Genomic DNA, 21,179 nt, shown 5'->3' on the forward strand with positions numbered 1-21,179 from the left:
TGCGCGTGCGAGCCCCCCTGCCGACGCCGACGGCGGCCCGTGCCACAGTGGAGCCATGAGCGCACTCGTCACCGCGGACCACCTGCGGTCCGAGCTGGAGCGGGACGCCCCGCTCCTCCTCGACGTCCGCTGGACGCTCGCCGGACCGGACCGCGCGGGCTACCTGGCCGGACACCTCCCCGGCGCCGTCTTCTGCGACCTCGACGCCGACCTCGCCGGGCCGCCCGGTGCGGGCGGCCGTCATCCGCTGCCCGACCCAACCTCGCTCACCGAGTCGTTCCGGCGCCTCGGCGTCGGGCCTGGGACGAGCGTCGTCGTCTACGACGGCGGGGTGGCAGCCGCTGCCGCGCGCGCCTGGTGGTGCCTGCGCTGGATCGGCCACGACGACGTCCGAGTCCTCGACGGCGGCCTCCCGGCCTGGGTGGCGGCGGGAGGGGACCTCGCGGACGGCGAGGTCGTGCCCGAAGCCGCGCTCGCGCCGTCGTCGTCCAGCGACGACGACCCACCGCCCCCGGGGATGCCGACCGTCGACGCGGACGAGCTCACCGCAGACTCGAGCGGCGTGCTGCTCGACGCGCGGGCGCCGGAGCGTTTCCGGGGCGAGGCCGAGCCGGTCGACCCGGTGGCGGGACACATCCCCGGCGCGCGGTCGCTGCCGACCGCCCGGCTGCTCGACCCGGACGGTCGCTACCTGCCCGCCCCTGTGCTGCGGGAGCTCCTCGGCTCGGTCGGGGCCGACGGCACGCAGCCCGTCGCCGCGTACTGCGGGTCGGGCGTGACGGCGGCGCAGCTCGTCCTCGCCGCCCACGAGGCAGGCGTCGAGGCCGCGCTCTACCCCGGCTCCTGGTCGCACTGGATCACCGACCCGAGCCGGCCGGTTGCGACCGGACCGGAGTGAGACCGTCCGGGCCGTGCTTCCCCGGGCGCGGGTGGCCGGCCCGGTGGTCACGTCCACGTGCGGCTGTCGCCACGTCGACGTGATCCCGAGCCGACCACCGCGGTCACCCGCGGCGCGGTCTGACGCGCGAGGCCCGGGTCAGAGACGACCGCGCAGCGCGTAGAGCACGAGGTCGTGGATCTGGGTGTTGTCCCGCACCCCGACCATCGCGGAGGCGACGGGTCCCTCGGCGCTGGCCGGGGTCGCGGCCCCGGTGTGCCCGCCCGTCGTCCAGTCGACCGTGAAGGTGAGGTCCGTGCCGGCCACGGTGAACGGCCCCTCCTCGGCCTGCTCGCCCTCGCCCGACTCGTCCTCGTCGTCGACGAGCTCGATCGCCATGCCGCCGGTCTCGTGGTCGCCGACGACCACGATGAGCGTGTCGCGGTGCTCCGCGGCGAACTCGCGGGCAAGGGCGACCGTCTCGTCGAGCTGGCTGCCGGCGTCGATCATCTCCCGGGCGTGACCGTGGTGGGCCATCTCGTCGATGCCCTCCTCCTCGACGACGAGGAAGAAGCCGTCCCGGTCCTGCGACAGCACGTCCAGCGCCTTCGCCGCCATGACCGGCAGCGGCACGGACGGTTCGTAGAGCGGCGCCGCCGGGCCGACGTGCTCGAACATCTCCTCGTTCGCGAACAGCCCGAGGAGCCTGCGGCCGTCGGCGTCGGCCAGCTCGTCGGCGTTGGTGACGTACTCGTAGCCGAGCTCCTCCGCGCGCTCGACGAGGTTCCCTGCGGTGCCCTTGCTGGCCTCGGTCGGGTCCGTGGGCGGGTTGTCGGGCCACTGCCCCTCGGTGCCGGCCGGGTACCACCAGTCCTCGCCGCCGCCGAGGATGACCTCGGGCTTCGTCACCTCCAGGTACTGTCGGGCGATCTCGCTCTGGTTGCCCCTGTCCAGGACGTGCGCCCCGAACGCCGCAGGTGTGGCGTCGGTGACCTGCGACGTCGTCACCAGACCGGTGGACTTCCCGGCCCGTTCGGCGTGCTCGAGCAGCGTCCGCACCGGGTTGCCGTCGAGGTCGACGGCGATCGCACCGTTGTAGGACCGCACGCCCGTGGCGAACGCGGTCGCACCCGCTGCCGAGTCCGTGACGACCTCCTCCGGGTCGGCCGGGTCGGTCTGCGTCCAGCCCTGGTACAGCAGCTGGTTCATCTCCAGGTCACCCTCGCGGCCGACCGTCGCCAGCCGGATCGCCTCCCGGTGGGCGATGCCCATGCCGTCGCCGACGATGAAGATGACGTTCTTCGCACGCTGCCGGTCACGCCCGTTCCGCCAGTCGTCACGCGCCTCGTGACCGCGGCCGCGACCGTCGTCGTCCCAGTCCTGCACTACGGCGCCGGCGCCGCCCGCCAGGACCAGGGCCAGTGTCGCGCCCGCGATCCGCAGGCCTCCACGGTGAATCGTACGCACTTCCACCACTCCCCCCGGAGCTACGGCGCCCGTCGCACACACGGCCCCGTCTTTGAGACCGGGCGGGCGCCAGGGAGCGCCAGAGTACGCCTGCCAGGGCCGGCGTCACCAGCACCATGTCGCGGCCTCACCTCACGCCGTAGGCTGTGCCCGAGCGCTGCGGCTCGCCGGCCGGCGCAGCCGCACGCCGGGAGAAGGCACGTCCCTCTGGCCGAGTCGGAGCACACCATGCAGCCCACGGCAGTCGACCCGCACGAGTTCATCGCCGGCGTGCAGAACGCCACGCGCAGGGCGGACGCGCAGCGGCTGGTCGACATCATGCGGGACGTCACCGGCGAGGAGCCGGTCATGTGGGGCCCGAGCATCATCGGCTTCGGCAGCTACCACTACGTCTACGAGTCGGGACGCGAGGGCGACGCCCCGCTGGCCGCCTTCAGCCCGCGCAAGGCGAACCTCGTCGTCTACCTCGTGGGTGGGTACGAGGAGCGGTACCCGGAGCAGCTCGCCGCGCTCGGACCGTACAGACCGGGGAACGCCTGCCTGTACCTCAAGAAGCTCGACGACGTCGACGAGGACGTCCTCCGCTTCCTCATCACGGACTCGTGCGACGTCACCCGGGCCGAGCACGGCTGACGACGACGGCGGGTCGGGGCGCGCCGTCGTCGTGGGCCCGAGTGCGCGGATGGTGAGGCCGACGAGGACCACGGAGGCGCCGTCGTCGTCCTCGACGAGGCGGGGGTACGACGGCGGTCAGGCCAGCAGCTCCCGCACCCGCGGGACGACCTCCGTGCCGTAGAGGCGGATGGCCTCCATGCTGTGGCGGTGAGGCATCGGGCCGTTGCTGTACTTCAGGTCGAACCGGCTCAGTCCGAGCTGGCGCACGGTGTCGGCGATCTTGCGGGCCACCGTCTCGGGTGAGCCGGCGAAGACTGCCCCGTGGTCGACCTCCGCGTCGAACTGGGCGCGCGTGGTCGGACCCCAGCCGCGCTCGGCACCGATGCGGTCCCGGTTCGCCTTGAAGTGCGGGAACATCAGCTCGCGGGCCTCGTCGTCGGTGCCGGCGACGAAGCCCGGCGCGTGGACACCGACGGGCAGCTCCGGCTGTCCCAGCTCCTCCAGGGCACGGCGGTAGAGGTCGGCGAACGGCACGAAGCGCTCGGGCGAACCACCGATGATCGCGAGCAGCATCGGGATGCCGTACCGCGCGGCCCGCACGACCGACTCCGGTGAGCCGCCCACGCCGATCCACGTCCGCAGCGCGCCGGCGTCGGTGCGCGGGTAGACCTGGGCGTCGCGGAGCGGACCGCGGACCGTGCCCTCCCACGTGACCGGCTCCTCCGAGCGCAGGTGCGCGAAGAGGTCGAGCTTCTCGGCGAAGAGACGCTCGTAGTCGGCCAGGTTCAGCCCGAACAGCGGGAAGGACTCGGTGAAGGAGCCCCGTCCCAGGGTGACCTCCGCGCGTCCGTTCGACACGCCGTCGAGCGTGGCCATCTTCTCGTAGACCCGGACCGGGTCGTCCGAGCTGAGGACCGTGACCGCGGTGCCGAGCAGGATGCGCTGCGTGCGGGAGGCGATCGCGGCGAGGACGATCTCCGGTGACGAGATGGCGAAGTCGTCGCGGTGGTGCTCGCCGAGGCCGATGGCGTCCACGCCGACCTCGTCGGCGAGCACTCCCTGCTCGACGACCTCACGGAGCACCTGGCCGAAGGTCCGTGGGCGGCCGTCCTCGTCGACCGTCATGTCGCCGAAGGTGTCCAGGCCCAGCTGGACCTCGTGCGGGGGCAGGACGGGCTGGAGCGCGGTGGGGGTGGTCATGCAGCCACGGTAGGCGATCCGGCGACGCGTGGCGGTTCTCGGTCCGATGTCAGTGGTCGGTGATGGGATAGGGACAGCGGAAAGGGGAGACCCGGTGGGCATCGAGGCAGACGCAGGCAGCGGCGCAGTGGCCGTCGCTGAGCGTGCCGGCGTGGGCGACTCCGCCATGGAGGCGGCGCTGTCGGGGATGCTGCCGGCCGGTCCGTCGAGGGGCCTTGTCCCGTTGTTGCCCATCCCCGAGGTCGCCGTGGAGCTGGAGTACGCGGTCTTCGGGCTCCCCCACTACGCCACGGAGGACCCGCCGGACTGGCCCGAGCAGATCCTTGCCGGGCTGCCGACGCACAAGGGCGCGCTGGGGGACTACCTCGAGCACCTTCCGCCGGGGCTGCGCCTGGCCAGGCTGCTCGCGGCGATCGACGTCACCGAGGTGGACGACTTCTCCCTCGTGGAGGTCGTCGCGGCGCACAAGCGCATGGAGGCGTGGTCGGCCGCGCAGGCGGCCGCGGCGGCCGCGGAGCTGGCCGAGCGTGAGGTCATGAACCCCACCTGGCCCGGCAGCCTGCCCGGGCGCACCCGTGGCGAGTGCGTGGCCGGGGACGAGCTGGCCGTGCGGCTGCGCCTCAGTCGCCTGACCGCCGTGCGCATGGTGGCCTGCGGGCGGGCGTTCAACGCCATGTTCCAGCCCACCGCCGAGCTGCTCGAGCGCGGGCTCATCGACTTCCCTCGCGCCCAGGCGATCGTCTCGACCCTGCAGGACCTGCCCTCCGACGTCGCCATGGCCGCCCAGCTCGACGTCCTGGACAACGCGCCAGGTCGAACGCTGCGACAGCTGCAGCAGGACCTGGCCAAGGCCGTCATCGCGGTCGACCCCGACGGCGCCGACGCCCGGCACCGCGCCGCCCGCCGGCAACGCCGGGTGAACCGGCCCCGCGCGCTGCCCGACGGCATGGCCAGTGTCTCGGCCGTCCTGCCCGCCGTGGATGCCGTCGCCCTGGACATCTCTCTCGAGGCCGCTGCCCGCGCCGCGAAGAACACCGGCGACCAGCGAACCCTGGACCAGCTGCGCGCCGACTCCCTCGCGCTCATGGCTCACACCGCCCTGCAGCTCGGCCACATCGGCCCCCACGCCCACGACGCGTGCTCCTGCGGGTGTTCGACCGACCCCGGCTCCGAGGTGGGCACGGGCGGTGGACCCGACCCCGGTCGCGTCGGTGGCTCGGGCGACGACGGCGGTGCTCGCGCGGACGACGATGGCGGCACGGGCACGCCCACCGGCATCGGCACCGTCTCTCACGACCCGCCGCCGCCCACATCGCTCTCGGGCACAGGTCCGCCTCCGTCCTCCGGCGCGGTCGGTACCGGGCCACCACATCCCGGCCAGCGCGTGCCCGGGTGCTGTCTGCCCACGATCCGCCTCGGGCTCCTCGGCGGCGGACGTGCCGACATCCGCATCACCGTTCCGCTCAGCGTCATGCTGCCCGGTCCGAGCGGGTCGAGCGACCTCACTGCCCTGGAGCGCGAGCCCGTCCCCGTCGCAGAGCTCGAGGGCTACGGTCCCGTCCCACCCGAGGTCGCCCGGGCACTCGCCGCGGGTGGCACCTGGCGGCGGCTGGTCACCGACCCGCTCGGTCACGAGGTCCTCGACGTGGGCCGCACCCGCTACCAACCGACGGCCGCGATTGCCGACCACGTCCGCGAACGCAACGGCACCTGCGTCCGGCCCTCCTGCTCCGCCCCCGCAGGGACCTGCGACCTCGACCACCGCCACGAGTGGCAGGACGGCGGGGTGACGTCCGTGGACAGCCTCGACCCGCTGTGCAAGCACGACCACCGGGTCAAGACCATCGGCGCCTTCGTCGTCGCCCGCGCCTCCGACGGCAGCTACGCCTGGACCACCCCCACCGGCCACGGCTACCTGCGCCGCACCGACGCCACCGTCGTCACCCTCCCCCGCCGCACCGCCGAGTCCCTCCGGGCGGCGGCGCTGGCAGCCAAGCGGGACCACCGGGACCTCGACCGCTCGGTCGTCGACACGGTCCTCGCCCAGGTCGGCGGCGGCAGCGACGCCGGAGGACGCTGGGCACCCGCACCGGGCAGCGGCGTGCCGGAGGTGGGGCCCAGCTTCACCGACGGGGAAGACCCGCCGTACTGACCGCCAGGCCCTGGACCCGCCAGATCATGCCGTGCCCCGCCAGCACGGGCCGCAGCCCATGAGCGACGACGGTGTCGACCATCGCGGCAGGGGGGTGCACGAAGGACCGGTACCTGCGCCCCACGGCATGGAACGCCGCGTTCTGCGCAGCGGAGAAGCCGCGGGTGACGACGTTGCGCGGTGGGTGGCTGAACGCCAACCGACTCAGGCAGTGGCTGGCGGCGGCGCCAAGCAGCCGCTCGAAGTCGGGGTAGCAGCAGACCACCCGGTGCAGCACCACCAGGTCGGCCGGCTCCACGTCCTGTGGCGCGGTCGCGATGTCGGCGACCACCCGGTGCGCCCGGTCGGCGACGCCCGCCTCCTGCGCCAGCCGCCGTGCCTCGTCGTCGTACGCCGGCGACAGCTCGAGGGTCGTCGCCTTCGCCGCCCCACGCCGGAGGAGCTCGATGCCGATCTCCCCGACCCCGCCACCGATGTCGAGCACGGTGGCACCATCCAGGCCGTCAGCGGCGAGGAAGTCGACCATCTCGCTCGCCGTCGCGTCCAGGCCACGCCGCCGGAACCGCCTCGCCACGTGGCGCGCGAAACCGGCCCCGAACATCTGGTCACACCCGCGCGGGTCACAACACCCAGCCATGGGCCCAGTCTGCACCCGTGATCAACCGACGCTCCATGGGTAATCCCACCCATGCGCGACGGGACAACAGATGCGCACGACGCCCGACGCGGCGCTCCCCTACCGGCTCCTAGCGTCGTCCACATGGACACCAACGAGATCGAGACCGTCATCATCGGCGCCGGACAGGCGGGCCTGGCCGCCGGCTACCACCTGAAGCGGCGCGGCCGCCCGTTCGTCATCCTCGACGCCGCATCCCGGGTCGGCGACAACTGGCGCCGGCAGTGGGACACGCTCCGGCTCTACTCCCCCGCCCAGTACGACAGCCTGCCCGGGCTGGCGTTCCCGGCCGGGAGGTGGACGTTCCCCGGCAAGGACGAGGTCGGTGACTACCTCGAGGACTACGCGCGACACTTCGAGCTGCCCGTCACGCTCGGCACCCGGGTGCAGACACTCGAGCAACTGGGCGAGGGCTACGTCGTGACGACCGACCGGGGGCGCTACCACTGCACGAACGTCGTCGTCGCCACCGGGACGTTCGGGCGCACACCCCACGTCCCCGACGTCGCGGGCCAGCTCGACCCGGACATCCTGCAGCTCCACTCCAGCGAGTACCGCCGGCCCGGACAGCTGCGCGAGGGCCCGGTGCTCGTCGTGGGCGCAAGCCACTCCGGCACCGACATCGCCTACGAGGCGGCGGCCGCCCACCCGACGATCCTCGCCGGGCGCGACTGCGGGCAGATCCCACCGCGCCTGGACTCGCGCGCGATGCACATGCTGTTCCCGGTGCTGCTCGTGCTGTGGCGGGCACGTCCTCACCCGGCGCACCCCGCTCGGCCGCAAGGGGATGCCGCACGTCCGCTTCCACGGGGGGCCGTCGCTGCGGGTCAAGCGGTCGGACCTCGCGGCCCGCGGCGTCGAGCGGGTCACCTCGCGGATCGAGGAGGTGCGCGACGGTCTGCCCGTCGTCGACGGCACACCCCGCGAGGTGGCCAACGTGGTGTGGGCCACCGGCTTCCGCCAGGCCTTCGACTGGGTCCGGCTGCCGATCATCGGGGACGACGGGTACCCACGCGAGACGCGGGGCGTGGTGGACGACGCGCCGGGACTGTTCTTCTGCGGCCTGAGCTACCAGTACTCCTTCAGCTCGATGCTCATCACGGGCGCCGGTCGCGACGCGGAGTACGTCGTCGACCGGATCGAGGCCCGTCAGAAGCGGCTGCAGGCACTCCCGGTCCCCACCTGATCCGCCGTAGACTCGGCCGTGGAGGGTACGTCATGGCCGACGTCGAGCTCGAGCAGGCACGCGCCGCATTCGACCGGGGCGAGTGGGACGTCGCGTTCGAGAACTGGTCCGCCGCGGACACCGGGGCGCTCACGGCCGCCGACCTCGAGGACCTCGCCACCACCGCGGAGCTGCTCGGCCGCCACGACGAGACGGTGCGCGCGCTGCAGAGCGCCTTCCTGCGCCGGCAGCAGGAGGAGGACCCGGCACGGTCGGTGACGTGTGCGTTCCGGCTGGCGATGACCGCCGCCTCCCACGGCGAGCCGTCCATGTCCGCCGGTTGGACGTCCCGCGCCGAGCAGCTGGTCGCGGAGGCCGACGGCGACGGCCCCGAGCGTGCCTGGGTCGCGCTCCTGCGCATGTTCCGCGCCCTCGGCAGTGGCGACTACGCCGGCGCGGCCACGGCCGCCGACGAGGCAGCCGAGATCGGCCACCGCCACCACGACGCGGACGTCATCGCCTTCGCCCAGTGCGCGCGGGGCCGACTTGCCCTCTACGCCGGCCGGGTCACCGAGGGCCTCGCGCTGCTGGACGAGGCCATGGTCCGCGTCCTCACGGGGGAACTGTCCCCGGTCATCGCCGGTGAGGTGTACTGCACGGCCATCGAGGGCTGCCAGGAGATCAGCGACCTCGCGCGGGTGGCGGAGTGGACCTCAGCGCTCGAGCGCTGGTGCGCCGCACAGCCGGGCCTCCTCGCCTTCACCGGCCAGTGCGCCGTACACCGGGGTCAGCTCATGCGGGTGCGCGGGCAGTGGGCCGCGGCGCTGGAGGAGTTCGAGCTGGCGGCGGAACGCTACCGGCAGGTCTCCGCGTCCGACGCCGTCGGGCTGGCCGCCTACGAGGCCGGTGAGGTGCACCGGCTCACAGGTGACTGGGAGCGGGCCGACGCGGCCTACCAGGTCGCCGCGGACCACGGCTTCGACCCGCAGCCCGGTCTAGCGCTGCTGTGGTCCGCACGCGACCAGCCGGACGCGGCGCGCGGCGTGATCGACCGGCTGATGGCCCAGGGCGGTGGCCCGGTCCAGCGCTGCCGGCTGCTGCCCGCGGCCATCGAGGTCCTCGTCGCCGCCGGGGACGTCGAACGCGCCCAGGAGGCGGCCGGGGAGCTCGACTCGCTGGCCACGGCCTTCGGCTGCCTCCCCCTGGAGGCGGCGGCCGCCCAGGCGTCCGGCACGGTCGAGCTGGCCGCCGGGGACGCGCTCGGCGCTCTGCCCTACCTCCGCAAGGCGCACCAGCTGTGGACACGGGCCGGGTCACCCTACGAGTGCGCCCGGGTCCAGGCGCTCATGGGCCGGGCGCTGGCCGCCGTCGGGGACGCGCAGTCCTCCCGGCGTGAGCTCGAGGCCGCCCGTTCCACCTTCCGCCGCCTCGGGGCCCGCCCCGCGGTGGAGGAGATCGCCGTCCTGCTTGCGCCGGAGGACCTCCCGGCCGGCCTCACGGCGAGGGAGGTCGAGGTGCTCAGGCTGGTCGCCACGGGCCGCAGCAACGCCCAGATCGCCACCGACCTCGTGCTCAGCGAGAAGACCGTCGCCCGCCACCTGTCCAACATCTTCACCAAGCTCGACGTCGGCTCCCGCACCGCCGCCACCGCGTTCGCCTTCACGCACGGGCTGGTCTGAGCCGGCAGTCCGGCCCGCGGGACCGACCCGCGCGTCAGCCGTCGCGGCCGCCCCTGCGCGCGGCGTACTCGGCGAGCGGCACCCGCTCACCCGGCGCGATCCCCAGCCGGGCGGCGAGCTCCACGTCGCGGATCGGCGCGGTGCGGTCGCCCTGCTCGAAGAGGAACTCGACCTCGATGATGTCGTACCGGAGCTGCCCGTCCGGCAGTCGTTCCTGGAACCGCGAGGTCGACGGGCCGAACTCGCACTCCACGAGCGCGAAGGTCCGCCTCCGCTCCGCACCGCGGTCCCACGTGCTGACGGAGGCGACGGCACCGGCCACGGCCTGCCCGTCGGCCTCCGCGTTCGCGCGGACCGCGTCCGCGACGGTGCCCCCCACACCGCCGAGGCGCTCGATCCCCGGCCAGCCGGAGCTCACCGCCTGCTCGACGAGCTCACCCCAGTCGACGTCACCGCCGACGGTCACGCCCACTCCGCCGCACGGCGCGAGGTCGTCCAGCTCGCAGGCCGAGGCGTCGACGACGATCCGTGACCGCAGGACGGGGAGTGAGCCGGTGAGGTCCATGCCCCCATCCCACGCCTCAGCCCACCCTCCCGCAAGTGCCGGCCGACGCCACGACGGACGACGGTGACCCCGGGCGGACCGGGGCCATCAGCGCGAGCGGCCTGCGCCGTCCGCGTCGCCGGGCTGCGGGTCCCGCTCGCCGACCGGTGCGTCGTCGTGCTCGTAGACGTCGGGGATGCCGTCGGCGTCGGCGTCGACGGCCTCCTCCTCGGCCAGCGCGCGGTAGCGGCGGTCACGCGTCTTGAGGAGGATCGACGCGAGGATCGCCGCGATCACCGAGGCCCCGAGGATCCCGACCTTGGCGTGGTCGTTGGGCGGCTCGCCGACGGCGAAGCTGAGGTCGGCGATGAGCAGCGAGACGGTGAACCCGATGCCTGCCAGCAGGGCGAGCCCGATGAGGTCGACCCACCGGAGCGTCTTGTCCAGCGTGACGGGGGTGAACTTCTCGAGCAGCCACGTCACCCCGACGATCCCGATGGGCTTGCCGACCACCAGGCCGAGGACGATGCCGATCGTCAGCGGGTCGGTGGCCGCCGAGGCCAGCCCCTCCAGACCACCGACGGCGACCCCGGCGGAGAAGAACGCGAACACGGGCACCGCGAAGCCCGCGGAGAGGGGACGGAAGCGGTGCTCGAAGATCTCCGAGAGGCCCGGGCCCGCCTTCGGGCCGCCGCTGGCCTGGCTGCGGATCACCGGGATGGCGAAGCCGAGGAGCACGCCGGCGATGGTCGCGTGGATGCCGGAGGCGTGGACCAGTGCCCACGTGGCGAAGCCGAGCGGCAGCAGGATGAACCAGGCGCCCGAGGACCGGAGCCCGAAGAACCGGCGGAAGCGCTGCGCGAGGACGGTGTAAAGGGTGAGGGGCAGCAGGGCCCACAGCAGCGGCCCGAGCTCCAGGCTGTCGGTGTAGAACACCGCGATGATCGTGATGGCGATGAGGTCGTCGATCACCGCGAGGGTGAGCAGGAAGATCCGCAGCGCACTGGGCAGGTGCGACCCGACGATGGCGAGCACGGCCACCGCGAACGCGATGTCCGTCGCCGTCGGGATCGCCCAGCCGACGGTGTTCTCCGGGGTCGAGGCGTTGACGCCCACGTAGATGAGGGCGGGGACGGCGACGCCACCGACCGCCGCCGCGATCGGGACGACGGCGCGCCGCGGGTCGCGCAGGTCGCCGGCGACGAACTCCCGCTTGAGCTCGAGCCCGACGAGGAAGAAGAAGATCGCCAGCAGCCCGTCGGCCGCCCACGTGCCGAGCGTGAGGTCGAGGTGCCAGGGCTCGTACCCGACCCGGATGTCCCGGAGGGCGAAGTAGGAGTCGGCGAAGGGCGAGTTCGCCCAGACGATCGCGATCGCGGCGGCGACGACGAGCACGATGCCGCCGACCGTCTCCTTGCGGAGGATCTCCCCGATCCGGAGCGACTCACCGAAGCTCCCGTACCCGATGAGGGACCGGATGGGCGTGCGTGGGGGTGGCTGATTCACAGTGGCTCCCATGTGGGGGGTCGACGACGAGAACTGCCGACCAGACTTCCCGGCTCACCGGGGGCCAAGCCTAACCGCGCCGAGGTAACGCGGCGAACGCGCGCGGCCCTTGCCGCGCCCTCCGGCCGGGCGAAGGAGGCCCTGGCCGCGGCCGGGCTGCCGAACGTGCACCTGCTCGACGGCGGCATGCAGGCCTGGCAGGCCTCCGGCGGCGAGGTCCGGCGCGGGAGGCAGACGTGGGACCTCGAGCGCCAGGTCCGCCTCGTGGCGGGCACGGTGGTGCTCGGCAGCATCGTGGCCAGCGTGCGCGTACCGGGCGCGAAGTGGCTCGCCGCGGCCCTCGGTGGAGGGCTCACGGTGGCCTCGCTGACCAACACCTGCGCGATGGGGGCGGCGCTGTCGAAGCTGCCCTACAACCGCGGGGCGTCCCTGGACCCGGCCGACGCGATCGCGCAGCTCAGCAGCTCCACGGACTGACGGACACCAGCCGCCGCTTCGGCACCTGGCCCCGGAGGCGCCGCGCACCCAGCGCGGCGCCTCCTTCGCTCCCAGGTCAGGTTCCGTCCGCCGCCGTCCACCGGTCCTCGATGCGCCACACCCGCCAGACCACCAGGCTGACGAGCCACGCGACGACGAACAGGGCGACAAGGGTGTAGCCCACGGTGCCCATGTCGAGGCCGGCCGCCCAGCCGAGGAACCCGCCCGTGGGCTCGCGGTGCTCGGCGAGGAGCTGGAGGAGCACGGTCGCACCGATGCCGAGCGCCGCGATGACCGACAGCACCGTGACGGTGAGGTTGTAGTACACCTTGCGGACCGGGGCGAGGAAGGCCCACTGGTAGGCGCGGGCCATGAGGACGCCGTCGGCGGCGTCGAACAGGCTCATCCCCGCAGCGAAGAGCACCGGCAGCACGAGGATGGCGTACCAGGGCAGCGTGAGCGCGGCGGTGCCTCCGGCGAGGACGAGCAGGGCGACCTGGGTGGCGGTGTCGAACCCCAGCCCCATGAGCAGCCCCACCGGGTACATGTGCCAGGGCTTCGTCACACGGCGCGTGAACCGGCCGAGCAGCCGCGCCATCACGCCGCGGTTGTTCAGCAGTCGCTCGAGCTCGCGCTCGTCCAGGGCAGCCCCACGCATCTCCCGGAACACCCGCACGATCCCGCGCACGGAGCCGAGGTTGAGCAGGCCGATGAGGATGAGGAAGGTGCCTGCGACGACCGAGCCGACCGTGCCGAGGGTCTGCTGCAGCGCCGAGCCCGAGTCGGCAACCGGACCGGCGACGGCCCGCAGGCCGACGGCGAGCAGCAGGGAGAGGCCGAAGACGACGCTCGAGTGGCCGAGGGAGAACCAGAACCCCGCGCTCAGCGCCGGGCGGTCCTCGCCGACGAGCTTGCGGGTGGTGTTGTCGATCGCGGCGATGTGGTCGGCGTCGAAGGCGTGCCGCACCCCGAGCAGGAACGCGGTGACACCCAGCCCGACGCCGAACACGCCGGCACTGCCGACGGTGAGCCGCTGCGGGGCGACGGCGAGGAGCAGGACTCCCCAGCCGACGACGTTGAGCAGCAGCACCACCGCCACCATGCCGGCCACCGAGCGCCGCTCGGTGCCGCTCCACCGGCGGGACCGGGACGTGCGTGTGACGGGTGCGGTGAGGGACATCGGGCGATCCTCCGGTGTCAGAAGAGCTGCGGGACGCTGCGGGCCGCGGTGTAGAGCGCCACGACCACGAGCATGACGGTGAAGGCGAGGTTGAGCCGGGCCGGGCTCACCCTGGCGGTGATCCGCGCGCCGACGAGGCCGCCGACCACCGAGGCGGCGGTGAAGGCACCGATGAGCGCCCAGTCGAGGGTGACGTCCTGGCCGAGCCGGGAGACGAGCGAGCTGGCGCTGTTGACGGTGATGACCACGAGGGAGGTACCGACGGCCACGGGCATGGGCAGCCGCAGGGCCAGCACGAGGGCGGGCACGACGGCGAACCCTCCGCCGACCCCGAAGAACCCGGTCAGCAGCCCGACGGCAGTCGCGGTCAGGAGCAGCACCGCCACGGCGCGGCAGTCGCAGCGGAACGGGCGCAGCGAGAGCATCGGGGTGCTCCGGCCCTCGACCTCGCCCTGGCCCGCGGACTGTGCGCGGGCCGAGGCACGCCGTCGCCGGGTCATCACGACGGCGACGACGAGCATCAGTCCGGCGAAGGAGACGAGCAGGACCTTCTGCGGCACCGTCGTCGACAGCAGCGAGCCGACGAAGGCCCCGCCGACGCCGAGGAGCCCGAAGACCACGCCCTGCCCCAGCCGCACCCGGCCGGCGCGCAGGTGCGGCAGCATCCCGATGAGGGTCGTGATGCCGACGATGACGAGCGATCCGGTCGTCGCGGCCCGGGCGCCGAGACCGAGCAGGTAGACGAGGGCGGGGACGGCCAGGATCGACCCGCCCCCGCCCAGGGCGCCCAGGGCGATCCCGACGACGACCCCGAGCGGGACGGCGAGGACGATCTCGCTCACGCCGAGGCGGCGGCCTGGTCGGTGACGATCGGCAGGCCGGCTGCCTCGGCCGAGCCGTCGAAGCTGTCGTCCACCACGACGACGCGGCGGCCGGTGGCCGCGACGAGCGACGCGGCGATGGAGGCGCGGTAGCCGGACGCGCAGTGCACCCAGACCTCACCCTCCGGCACCTCGTCCATGCGCGTGACGACGTCGTGGATGGGAAGGTGCACGGCGCCGTCGATGTGACCGTCGCGCCACTCGCTCACACGGCGGACGTCCAGCACGGTGACGGGGCGGTGGTGCCGGACCTGCGCGAGGTCCGCGAAGTCCGCGCTCGGGAGCTCGGCGAGCGGGGAGTTGGTCCAGTCCTCCGGGCGGCCGGTGGCCGCGGCGGCGGGCCGGTCGATACCGATCCGGCTCAGCTCGCGCTGGGCCTCGGCGACCTCGTCCCGGCTCTCGCCGAGCAGCGTGACCGGGGTGCCCCAGGGGATGAGCCAGCCGAGGTAGGTGGCGAACTGGCCGTCCAGCCCGAAGTTGAACGTGCCGGGCACGTGCCCCTTCGCGAAGGCTGTCCGGGTGCGCAGGTCCACCAGCCACTCCCCCGCCTCGAGGCGACGGCGGAGCTGGTCCTTGTCGGCCCGCTCCGGCTCGGAGAGGTCGGAGGCGCTCGGCCCGGACGCGTTGGCCGGGTCCATGTGGACGTAGTACGCGGGGTAGGCGTCCAGCCCGGCGAGCGTGTCGGCGACGAAGTCCTCCTCGTCCTGGGACATCACCGGGTTGATCATCCGCTCCCGCCCGATCGTCGAGGCGGTGGTGTCACCCCCGGCGGAGGTGGCGGCGCAGAAGCTGCCGAACCCGTGGGTCGGCATGACCTTGGTGTCGTCGCTCAGCTCGGTGGCGAGCCTGCGCGCCGAGCTGTACTGGTGGCGGGCGAGCGCGTGGGTGTGGTCCTCACCGAGCAGGTCCGGCCGGCCGGTGGAGCCGAAGAGCAGCGAGCCGCCGGAGAACACCGCGGGGTCCGGGCCCTCGAGCACGTAGGACAGGTGGGTGAAGGTGTGCCCGGGGGTGTGCATGGCGCGGACGCGCATCTGCGGGCTCACCTCGACCACGTCGCCGTCGCGGATGCCGGTCCGCTCGAAGGAGACCTCGTCCTCCGCGTTGACGAAGTACGCCGCCCCGGTCTCCTGGGCGAGGGCGTAGCCGCCGGTGACGTAGTCGTTGTGGATGTGGGTCTCGAACACGTGGGTGATCCGGACACCGGCCTTGGCGGCCGCGTCGAGGACGCGGTCGATGTCCCGCTGGGGGTCGACGACGAAGGCGACCTCACCGTCGTGGGCCAGGTAGCTGCGGTCCCCCAGCGAGGGGGTCTCGATGGAGATGATCGTGGTGCTCATGGGAGCTGGTCCTTCCGGTTGGTTGGGACGCTGCGGGGTGGGCAGGTGCTCAGGCCTCGGCCTTCGGCCCGGTGACGACGGGCTTGCCGGCGCGGATCCAGCCGGTGGTCCCGCCGTCGACGGAGTAGGCGTCGAGCCCGGCCGCGCGGAGGTACTCGGTGGCGCGCAGGCTGCGGTTGCCGCTGGCGCAGACGACGTAGACGGGCTGGTCCGTCGGCAGGGCGGCGGTCCGCGCGGGGACCTCGCTCAACGGGATGAGCCGAGCGCCGGGCACGTGGCCCTGCACGTACTCACCCGGCTCGCGGACGTCGACGACGAACGCGCCGTCCACCTTCGCGGCGGCGAACTGGTCGATGGAGACCTCGGTCATGTGGCTGTCCTTCTGTTGTCGTGGGAAACTATACCCCCCGGGGTATCCGTCCGAACACTCGTGGCGCGTGCGCCATTCCCGAGCGGTCCGCAGAGACGGCCGTAGGCGGCGCCTGAGGCGAATTGGCCTTTTCTCGTGGCCGGCCGGGTGCCATGCTCGTCCGGCATGGAGCACGTGACCTCGCGCGACGGGACGCAGATCGCCTACCAGCGGCTCGGTGAGGGACCGCCGGTCGTCATCGTCGGGGGCGCGATGAGCGACCACACCGGCGGCCTGCCGCTCGCCGAGGCGCTGTCGCCGCACCTCACCGCCGTCGTCGTCGACCGGCGCGCGCGCGGCGAGAGCGGGGACCGGACGCCGGGCATCGCCGGCACGGTCGAGCGGGAGGTCGAGGACCTCGCCGCCCTCGTCGAGGCGGTGGGCGGGCGCGCGACGCTCGTCGGGGCGTCGTCGGGGGCGGTGCTGTGCCTCGCCGCCGCCGCGCACGACCTGCCCGTGGACCGGCTGGTGCTCTTCGAGCCGCCGTTCGCGACCGAGCAGTTCCCGCCGGTCGCTCCCCCGGACATGCCCGAGCAGCTCGCCGCGCTCGTCACGCAGGGGCGAGACGGGGACGCCGTCGAGCTCTTCCTCACGCGGGCGGTCGGCCTCCCTGCCGAGATGGTCGCGGGGATGAGGCAGAGCGAGGAGTGGCCCGCGATGATGCCCCTCGCCCCGAGCACGGTGTACGACGCCGCCCTCACCCGCCGCTACCCCCGCGCCGAGGCGTTCTCTTCTCTCCTCACTCCCGCGCTCGTGCTCCACGGCGAGGGCACCTGGCCGCTGCTCGCGGCGTCCGCCGCCGCGCTCGCCGCGGCCCTGCCGAACGCCGAGCTGCGTGCCATCGCCGGCGGCGACCACCGTCTCGACGTCCCCACCGCGGCGGCGGCGATCCTGGACGTCGCCGGCGTGGACTGACCTCGGGCCCCGTCGGGCCGGCGGGTTAGCGTCGGCCCATGCACGCGTTCACCCCCCGCCGGATGCTCCTCGCCGGCCGGCACGGCTCGCGGCTGGCCGCCGCCCTCGCCGCCGTCCTGCCCGACCTCGCCACCCGCTCCGTCCCGCACGGGCCGCTCCCGGCCGACGACGCCGCCTGGGCGGACAGCTACACCGGCTTCACGGTCCCGGAGAACCTCGCCGGTTCCGGCGTCCGGTGGGTGCACCTGCCGATGGCGGGCGTCGACCGTGTCGTCGAGTCGCTGGCCGGCAGCGACGTCGTGCTCACCCGGACGGTCGGCGCGATGCCGCGCTCGATCGGCACGTACGTGCTCGCCCACCTCCTGGCCGACGCGTGGCACCTGCGGGAGTACGCCGAGCAGCAGGCGCGCGCCGAGTGGCGTCCGCTGGGTTCGGCACGGGTCCACGGGACCACCGTCGTCGTCCTCGGCACCGGCGAGATCGGCACCGGCGTCAGCCGGGTGCTGCGGTCGGCCGGGTACCGCGTGGTCGGCCTCAATACCGGAGGCCGGCAGGCCGCGGACGTCGACGACGTCGCCGCCCTCGCCGACGCCGGGCCGCACCTCGCGTCGTGCACGGCGCTCGTCAACGCCCTCCCGCTCACGGACGCCACCCGGAGCCTGGTCGACGCGACGGTGCTGACGCAGCTGGACGGCGCCGTCGTCGTCAACGTGGGGCGTGGCGCGACCATGGCGGCCCGCGACCTGCACGCCGCGCTCGAGACCGGGCACGTGCGCCGCGCCGTGCTCGACGTCCTCGAGACGGAGCCGCTGCCGGCGGACGACTGGCGCTGGTCGCACCCGCGCGTGACCGTCACGCCGCACGTGTCCGGCCGGACCGAGCCCGACGACGTCGTGGACGCGATCGTCGAGGCGTACCAGGCGCTGTCGGCCGGACGGCCACCACGGCACGTCGTCGACGTCGGGCGCGGCTACTGACCGGGTTTCATGGTCACCGCCGGCGTGCGGGTGAGGTAGTCCCGCCAGGTGACCGTCCCCACCGGCTCGGCGGCCGTGGTGAAGTGTCCGGCGCGGAAGGCCGCGCCGAGACGACCGGGCAGGCGCACGGGGACCAGGGCGCGGCGGGTGCCGGTGAGCTCGAGCCACTGCCGCTCGGCCTCCCGCAGGGTGAGGACCTCCGGCCCACCGAACTCCTCGACGTCGTCGGTCGGGCCCGCGGTCACGGTCGCGAGCAGCCGGTGGGCGACATCAGCCGTGTGCACGGGCTGGGACCGGATGCCGGGGTCGTGCGGGATGACGGGCAGCCGCGCCGCCGCCCGGAGCGCCGCCTCGATGAACGGGAAGAAGTGCGTGACGCGCAGGATCGTCCAGCCGAGTCCCGCGGAACGGACGATCCGCTCGGCCTGCACCTTGATCCGGAAGTAGCCCCACGGCACCTCGTCGACGCCGACGATCGAGACGTAGACCAGGTGCCGGGCGTCGGCGGCGCGAGCCGCGGCGACGAGCCGCCGCGTGCCGTCCACGTCGACCTCCCGGGTGTAGCCGCGCCGGTAGGGCGCCGAGGCGAGGTGGAGCACGGTGTCGACGTCACGCACGGCCTCCTCCAGACCGTCCCCGGTGGCGAGGTCCGCGCGCACCCACGTCACCCCGGGCGGACCCGTCCTGGGTGAGCGGCTGAGTGCGCGCACGTCGAGGCCGGCTGCGAGCAGCACGGGCAGCACGTCACGGCCGAGGGTGCCCGAGGCGCCGGTGACCAGGACTCTCATCGCTCCTCCCCCACCTGTCGGTACAGCAGCGGCTCGGGCACGACGTCCCGGTCGGCGAACGCCCGGAGCACGAAGCCGCGGAAGCTCGGCTTGAGGACCAGCGACGGCATGACGTCACGGACGCGGTCCCACCGGCAGTGGTTGACGACGGCGTAGGGCACGTCGGTGAGCGGCTCCAGGACGGTGGAGTTGTCCAGGCCGGTCTCCCGTTCGAACCAGCCGGCGGTGTGCTCCCAGACGGCGAGGTTGGTGGCGACGTCGGGGGCCGAGAAGTAGTTGAACAGGAAGACCCCCGGGCGCTCGTGGTCGACGGGGGCGATCCGACGGGCGTTGCTGCCCGCGAAGGACAGCACGCCGTGCCCCTGCGAGCGGAGGAGTCGGGTGAGGACGGCCATGGCGCTGCCGTCCGTGAGATGCTCGGCCTCGACTGGGGACGTGGTCTCCACGAGCATGACGACGTCGTAGCGGGCGGGGCTGCCGCCGGCTCGGCTGCGGCCCGGACCACCGGGAGGACGGACGAGCGCGGTGAAGACGTCGGCGCGCCGGACGCGGTCGTCCCGGCGCAGCACGCGTGCGGTGGTGCGGAGCTGGTCCACCAGGGCCCGACGGCGGCGGCTGGGCAGGGCGAGCGGCAGCCGCCACGTCCCGGTGTCCGCGGCGAGCAGGACGAAGCCGTGGGACGAGGGCGCCACGAGGGTGGCGCGCGCCCACCGCCCGGGACGTGGTGCGGCTTCGGCGGGTGAGTCCGACGTCGTCGGTCGGGAGGTCATGGCGCTCCTTGCTCGTCGTGGGGGATGCGGGTACGGCGGTGCAGGACGAGGGCCGAGCCGAGCAGCACGGCGAGGAGGCTGAGCGTCCAGGGGTCGCTCCACCGCCCGCCGAGGTCACGGTCGACGATGTGCGAGACGGCGTGGGCGAGTGCCCCCGCGGTCGCACCGAGCAGGGCGACCGAGAGGGCGTCGTGCCACACGAGCGCCCCGACCAGAGCGACGCCCACGCCGAGCTGGAACGCCCCGACGTCGTGGAAGAGGTGCAGGTTGAACGGGTCGAACATGGCGACGTGCTCGTGGAAGGACTGGGGCCACAGGAAGGCCCACACGCCGGGCACGAGGAACGCCGCCGCACCGAGCACGACCACTGCCGTGGTGATCCTGCGGGTCATCGCCGTCCTCCCAGCGGGGCGCCACGCTCGCCCGGTGCGGGCGGGGCCCCCGGGCCCGGGCGGTCGTCCGAGGTGGCGGCGATGACGTCGAGGAGCAGCCGGTAGGCGTCGTCCACGCCGCTGCGGTCACGGGTGATGAGCAGGTCGAAGAGGAGGCCACGCACGGTCGCCAGGCCGAGCCGGGCCTGGGTGCGCGCCCGCCCGGGATCCATGCCGCCCGCCACCAGCGTGTCGGTGAGGATCTCGAGCCACGGCTCCACCAGGCTGCCCACGAGCCGCTCGGCGTGGGGCCGGCCCTGCATGGCGTGGGCCGAGAGCTCGAAGAACAGCGGTCCGTACCTCAGCGTGGGGCCGACGACCCGCTCCCAGAACTGCTCCGCCACGTGCCTACCGGGGGCGGCGTCGTCGTCGTCGGCCACGACGGCGAAGGCCTCCCGCTGCAGCTGCTCGACCGCGGCCACGACCTCGGCGAGCAGCCCCTCACGGGAGCCGAAGTGGTAGATGAGCATCCGGTGGCTGGTGCCGATCGCGGTGGCGATGCCCCGCAGGCTCTGACTGTCCACGCTGTGCTCGGCAAGGTGCTCGATGACCGCGTCGAGCAGCTGCTGACGTCCGGTCGGTCTCTCGGTCACGGTCATGGACCACATGGTACACCCGTGTGTACCATGTGGAACACGCGGGCGACTGTCTCGGACGAGGAGGTCGGTGGTCATGGACACCGAAGCGATGACGACGACGGAGGTCGAGGCGCCGGTCGGCGAGGTCTGGGCGGTGCTGACCGCCCCGGACCGGTGGCCGACGTGGACCGCCTCGATGGACGAGGTCGAGCTGCTCGACGGCCGGTTCGGCCCCGGCGCGCGGGTGCGTGTCGTCCAGCCGCGGCTGCGGCCGGCGGTGTGGACGGTCACCGACTACGACGAGGGCTCGCGCTTCACCTGGACGTCCACGTCACCGGGCGTGACGACCACCGGCGAACACGTCCTCGTCCCGGTCGGCCCCGACCGCACCGAGCTGCGACTCCGGCTGCGGCACGAGGGCCCCCTCGCCTGGCTCGCCCACCTCCTCTTCGGCTCCCGGACCCGCCGGTACGTCGCCCTGGAGGCGGACGGCCTCAAGCGGGCCGCCGAGCAGCGCGCCCGCGCGGGTGCGGGTCCGGACGGGCAGTGACCCGG

The 21,179-nt window shown here is 73.7% G+C and carries 22 protein-coding genes and 1 pseudogene; 10 read left to right on the forward strand and 13 right to left on the reverse strand.

What is annotated here, in order from left to right; all coding sequences use genetic code 11:
* The first annotated feature begins 55 nt into the window (after positions 1 to 55).
* Positions 56 to 898, forward strand: coding sequence for a sulfurtransferase (locus VR894_RS11725; protein ID WP_324651761.1), 843 nt, complete (start codon positions 56 to 58; stop codon positions 896 to 898).
* Between the two features lie 138 nt (positions 899 to 1,036).
* On the opposite strand, the gene VR894_RS11730 is transcribed toward VR894_RS11725, so the two are convergent.
* The gene (locus tag VR894_RS11730; protein ID WP_324651763.1) at positions 1,037 to 2,344 is read right to left on the reverse strand and encodes an alkaline phosphatase; all 1,308 of its coding nucleotides are present in this window, start codon (positions 2,342 to 2,344) and stop codon (positions 1,037 to 1,039) included.
* A gap of 228 nt (positions 2,345 to 2,572) precedes the next feature.
* Between VR894_RS11730 and VR894_RS11735 the strand changes: the two genes are divergently transcribed.
* The gene (locus tag VR894_RS11735) at positions 2,573 to 2,977 is read left to right on the forward strand and encodes a DUF1801 domain-containing protein (protein ID WP_324651765.1); all 405 of its coding nucleotides are present in this window, start codon (positions 2,573 to 2,575) and stop codon (positions 2,975 to 2,977) included.
* Positions 2,978 to 3,094: 117 nt separating this feature from the next.
* Here the strand turns inward: VR894_RS11735 and VR894_RS11740 are convergent, their stop codons facing one another.
* Positions 3,095 to 4,159, reverse strand: a complete 1,065-nt coding sequence (locus VR894_RS11740) for an LLM class flavin-dependent oxidoreductase (protein WP_324651766.1) — start codon at positions 4,157 to 4,159, stop codon at positions 3,095 to 3,097.
* A gap of 94 nt (positions 4,160 to 4,253) precedes the next feature.
* Between VR894_RS11740 and VR894_RS11745 the strand changes: the two genes are divergently transcribed.
* Positions 4,254 to 6,311, forward strand: coding sequence for a DUF222 domain-containing protein (locus VR894_RS11745; RefSeq protein ID WP_324651767.1), 2,058 nt, complete (start codon positions 4,254 to 4,256; stop codon positions 6,309 to 6,311).
* Here VR894_RS11745 and VR894_RS11750 read toward each other — a convergent pair.
* Complete coding sequence (locus VR894_RS11750; RefSeq protein WP_324651769.1) at positions 6,283 to 6,948, reverse strand: methyltransferase domain-containing protein; 666 nt, start codon at positions 6,946 to 6,948, stop codon at positions 6,283 to 6,285. The genes VR894_RS11745 and VR894_RS11750 overlap by 29 nt on opposite strands.
* A 123-nt stretch (positions 6,949 to 7,071) precedes the next feature.
* Between VR894_RS11750 and VR894_RS11755 the strand changes: the two are divergent.
* The 3 genes and pseudogenes from VR894_RS11755 to VR894_RS11765 form a co-directional block, all read left to right on the forward strand.
* Positions 7,072 to 7,572, forward strand: a pseudogene (locus VR894_RS11755) (NAD(P)-binding domain-containing protein); the annotation flags it as partial.
* Between the two features lie 202 nt (positions 7,573 to 7,774).
* Entirely contained in the window at positions 7,775 to 8,173 is a 399-nt protein-coding gene (locus VR894_RS11760) for a hypothetical protein (protein ID WP_324651972.1), read from the forward strand.
* A gap of 32 nt (positions 8,174 to 8,205) precedes the next feature.
* Positions 8,206 to 9,831, forward strand: a complete 1,626-nt coding sequence (locus VR894_RS11765) for a response regulator transcription factor (protein ID WP_324651966.1) — start codon at positions 8,206 to 8,208, stop codon at positions 9,829 to 9,831.
* 34 nt (positions 9,832 to 9,865) lie between these two features.
* Here the strand turns inward: VR894_RS11765 and VR894_RS11770 are convergent, their stop codons facing one another.
* Entirely contained in the window at positions 9,866 to 10,396 is a 531-nt protein-coding gene (locus VR894_RS11770; RefSeq protein ID WP_324651771.1) for a hypothetical protein, read from the reverse strand.
* A gap of 87 nt (positions 10,397 to 10,483) precedes the next feature.
* On the reverse strand, positions 10,484 to 11,893 hold the full coding sequence (gene nhaA / locus VR894_RS11775; RefSeq protein ID WP_416380834.1) for a Na+/H+ antiporter NhaA: 1,410 nt from the start codon (positions 11,891 to 11,893) through the stop codon (positions 10,484 to 10,486).
* 153 nt (positions 11,894 to 12,046) lie between these two features.
* Here nhaA and VR894_RS11780 point away from each other — a divergent pair, with 153 nt between their 5' ends.
* Positions 12,047 to 12,358, forward strand: a complete 312-nt coding sequence (locus VR894_RS11780) for a DUF2892 domain-containing protein (protein ID WP_324651773.1) — start codon at positions 12,047 to 12,049, stop codon at positions 12,356 to 12,358.
* 76 nt (positions 12,359 to 12,434) lie between these two features.
* On the opposite strand, the gene VR894_RS11785 is transcribed toward VR894_RS11780, so the two are convergent.
* From VR894_RS11785 to VR894_RS11800, 4 genes are read right to left on the reverse strand one after another with little or no spacing between them, the layout of a single operon-like run.
* Complete coding sequence (locus VR894_RS11785; protein ID WP_324651774.1) at positions 12,435 to 13,538, reverse strand: HoxN/HupN/NixA family nickel/cobalt transporter; 1,104 nt, start codon at positions 13,536 to 13,538, stop codon at positions 12,435 to 12,437.
* 17 nt (positions 13,539 to 13,555) lie between these two features.
* Positions 13,556 to 14,380, reverse strand: coding sequence for a sulfite exporter TauE/SafE family protein (locus VR894_RS11790; RefSeq protein ID WP_324651776.1), 825 nt, complete (start codon positions 14,378 to 14,380; stop codon positions 13,556 to 13,558).
* A complete protein-coding gene (locus VR894_RS11795) occupies positions 14,377 to 15,756 on the reverse strand; it encodes an MBL fold metallo-hydrolase (RefSeq protein ID WP_324651778.1) in 1,380 nt (459 codons plus the stop codon). Before VR894_RS11795 ends, VR894_RS11790 begins: the two co-directional genes overlap by 4 nt.
* Before the next feature lie 49 nt (positions 15,757 to 15,805).
* Positions 15,806 to 16,126: a rhodanese-like domain-containing protein gene (locus VR894_RS11800; protein ID WP_324651780.1), complete on the reverse strand. Its 321-nt coding sequence runs from the start codon at positions 16,124 to 16,126 to the stop codon at positions 15,806 to 15,808.
* Between the two features lie 165 nt (positions 16,127 to 16,291).
* On the opposite strand from VR894_RS11800, the gene VR894_RS11805 reads away from it, so the two are divergent.
* Together VR894_RS11805 and VR894_RS11810 are read left to right on the forward strand one after the other, a co-directional pair.
* Positions 16,292 to 17,080, forward strand: a complete 789-nt coding sequence (locus VR894_RS11805) for an alpha/beta fold hydrolase (RefSeq protein WP_324651782.1) — start codon at positions 16,292 to 16,294, stop codon at positions 17,078 to 17,080.
* A 38-nt stretch (positions 17,081 to 17,118) separates the two neighbouring features.
* Positions 17,119 to 18,057 (forward strand): NAD(P)-dependent oxidoreductase, encoded by a 939-nt coding sequence (locus VR894_RS11810; RefSeq protein ID WP_324651783.1) that lies wholly within the window; start codon positions 17,119 to 17,121, stop codon positions 18,055 to 18,057.
* Here VR894_RS11810 and VR894_RS11815 read toward each other — a convergent pair.
* From VR894_RS11815 to VR894_RS11830, 4 genes are read right to left on the reverse strand one after another with little or no spacing between them, the layout of a single operon-like run.
* Entirely contained in the window at positions 18,051 to 18,845 is a 795-nt protein-coding gene (locus tag VR894_RS11815) for an SDR family oxidoreductase (RefSeq protein WP_324651784.1), read from the reverse strand. The two genes, VR894_RS11810 and VR894_RS11815, sit on opposite strands and share 7 nt — an antisense overlap.
* Positions 18,842 to 19,615: a hypothetical protein gene (locus VR894_RS11820; protein WP_324651785.1), complete on the reverse strand. Its 774-nt coding sequence runs from the start codon at positions 19,613 to 19,615 to the stop codon at positions 18,842 to 18,844. Before VR894_RS11820 ends, VR894_RS11815 begins: the two co-directional genes overlap by 4 nt.
* Positions 19,612 to 20,007: a hypothetical protein gene (locus VR894_RS11825; RefSeq protein ID WP_324651786.1), complete on the reverse strand. Its 396-nt coding sequence runs from the start codon at positions 20,005 to 20,007 to the stop codon at positions 19,612 to 19,614. Before VR894_RS11825 ends, VR894_RS11820 begins: the two co-directional genes overlap by 4 nt.
* Entirely contained in the window at positions 20,004 to 20,645 is a 642-nt protein-coding gene (locus tag VR894_RS11830) for a helix-turn-helix domain-containing protein (RefSeq protein WP_324651787.1), read from the reverse strand. The genes VR894_RS11825 and VR894_RS11830 overlap by 4 nt, the downstream gene beginning before the upstream one ends.
* Positions 20,646 to 20,718: 73 nt before the next feature.
* Here VR894_RS11830 and VR894_RS11835 point away from each other — a divergent pair, with 73 nt between their 5' ends.
* The gene (locus VR894_RS11835; protein ID WP_324651789.1) at positions 20,719 to 21,174 is read left to right on the forward strand and encodes an SRPBCC family protein; all 456 of its coding nucleotides are present in this window, start codon (positions 20,719 to 20,721) and stop codon (positions 21,172 to 21,174) included.
* Positions 21,175 to 21,179 lie beyond the last annotated feature (5 nt).

This window comes from Georgenia sp. H159 (genome assembly GCF_035607575.1).
In the GTDB taxonomy this organism is placed as follows: domain Bacteria; phylum Actinomycetota; class Actinomycetes; order Actinomycetales; family Actinomycetaceae; genus Oceanitalea.

Bases quoted from the DNA above. Each gene is read 5' to 3' on its own strand.
- VR894_RS11725 (WP_324651761.1), top strand. From the start codon at position 56: ATGAGCGCACTCGTCACCGCGGACCACCTGCGGTCCGAGCTGGAGCGG.
- VR894_RS11735 (WP_324651765.1), top strand. From the start codon at position 2,573: ATGCAGCCCACGGCAGTCGACCCGCACGAGTTCATCGCCGGCGTGCAG.
- VR894_RS11740 (WP_324651766.1), bottom strand. From the start codon at position 4,159: ATGACCACCCCCACCGCGCTCCAGCCCGTCCTGCCCCCGCACGAGGTC.
- VR894_RS11750 (WP_324651769.1), bottom strand. From the start codon at position 6,948: ATGGCTGGGTGTTGTGACCCGCGCGGGTGTGACCAGATGTTCGGGGCC.
- VR894_RS11760 (WP_324651972.1), top strand. From the start codon at position 7,775: ATGCCGCACGTCCGCTTCCACGGGGGGCCGTCGCTGCGGGTCAAGCGG.
- VR894_RS11765 (WP_324651966.1), top strand. From the start codon at position 8,206: ATGGCCGACGTCGAGCTCGAGCAGGCACGCGCCGCATTCGACCGGGGC.
- VR894_RS11770 (WP_324651771.1), bottom strand. From the start codon at position 10,396: ATGGACCTCACCGGCTCACTCCCCGTCCTGCGGTCACGGATCGTCGTC.
- nhaA (WP_416380834.1), bottom strand. From the start codon at position 11,893: ATGGGAGCCACTGTGAATCAGCCACCCCCACGCACGCCCATCCGGTCC.
- VR894_RS11785 (WP_324651774.1), bottom strand. From the start codon at position 13,538: ATGTCCCTCACCGCACCCGTCACACGCACGTCCCGGTCCCGCCGGTGG.
- VR894_RS11795 (WP_324651778.1), bottom strand. From the start codon at position 15,756: ATGAGCACCACGATCATCTCCATCGAGACCCCCTCGCTGGGGGACCGC.
- VR894_RS11800 (WP_324651780.1), bottom strand. From the start codon at position 16,126: ATGACCGAGGTCTCCATCGACCAGTTCGCCGCCGCGAAGGTGGACGGC.
- VR894_RS11805 (WP_324651782.1), top strand. From the start codon at position 16,292: ATGGAGCACGTGACCTCGCGCGACGGGACGCAGATCGCCTACCAGCGG.
- VR894_RS11810 (WP_324651783.1), top strand. From the start codon at position 17,119: ATGCACGCGTTCACCCCCCGCCGGATGCTCCTCGCCGGCCGGCACGGC.
- VR894_RS11815 (WP_324651784.1), bottom strand. From the start codon at position 18,845: ATGAGAGTCCTGGTCACCGGCGCCTCGGGCACCCTCGGCCGTGACGTG.
- VR894_RS11820 (WP_324651785.1), bottom strand. From the start codon at position 19,615: ATGACCTCCCGACCGACGACGTCGGACTCACCCGCCGAAGCCGCACCA.
- VR894_RS11825 (WP_324651786.1), bottom strand. From the start codon at position 20,007: ATGACCCGCAGGATCACCACGGCAGTGGTCGTGCTCGGTGCGGCGGCG.
- VR894_RS11830 (WP_324651787.1), bottom strand. From the start codon at position 20,645: ATGACCGTGACCGAGAGACCGACCGGACGTCAGCAGCTGCTCGACGCG.
- VR894_RS11835 (WP_324651789.1), top strand. From the start codon at position 20,719: ATGGACACCGAAGCGATGACGACGACGGAGGTCGAGGCGCCGGTCGGC.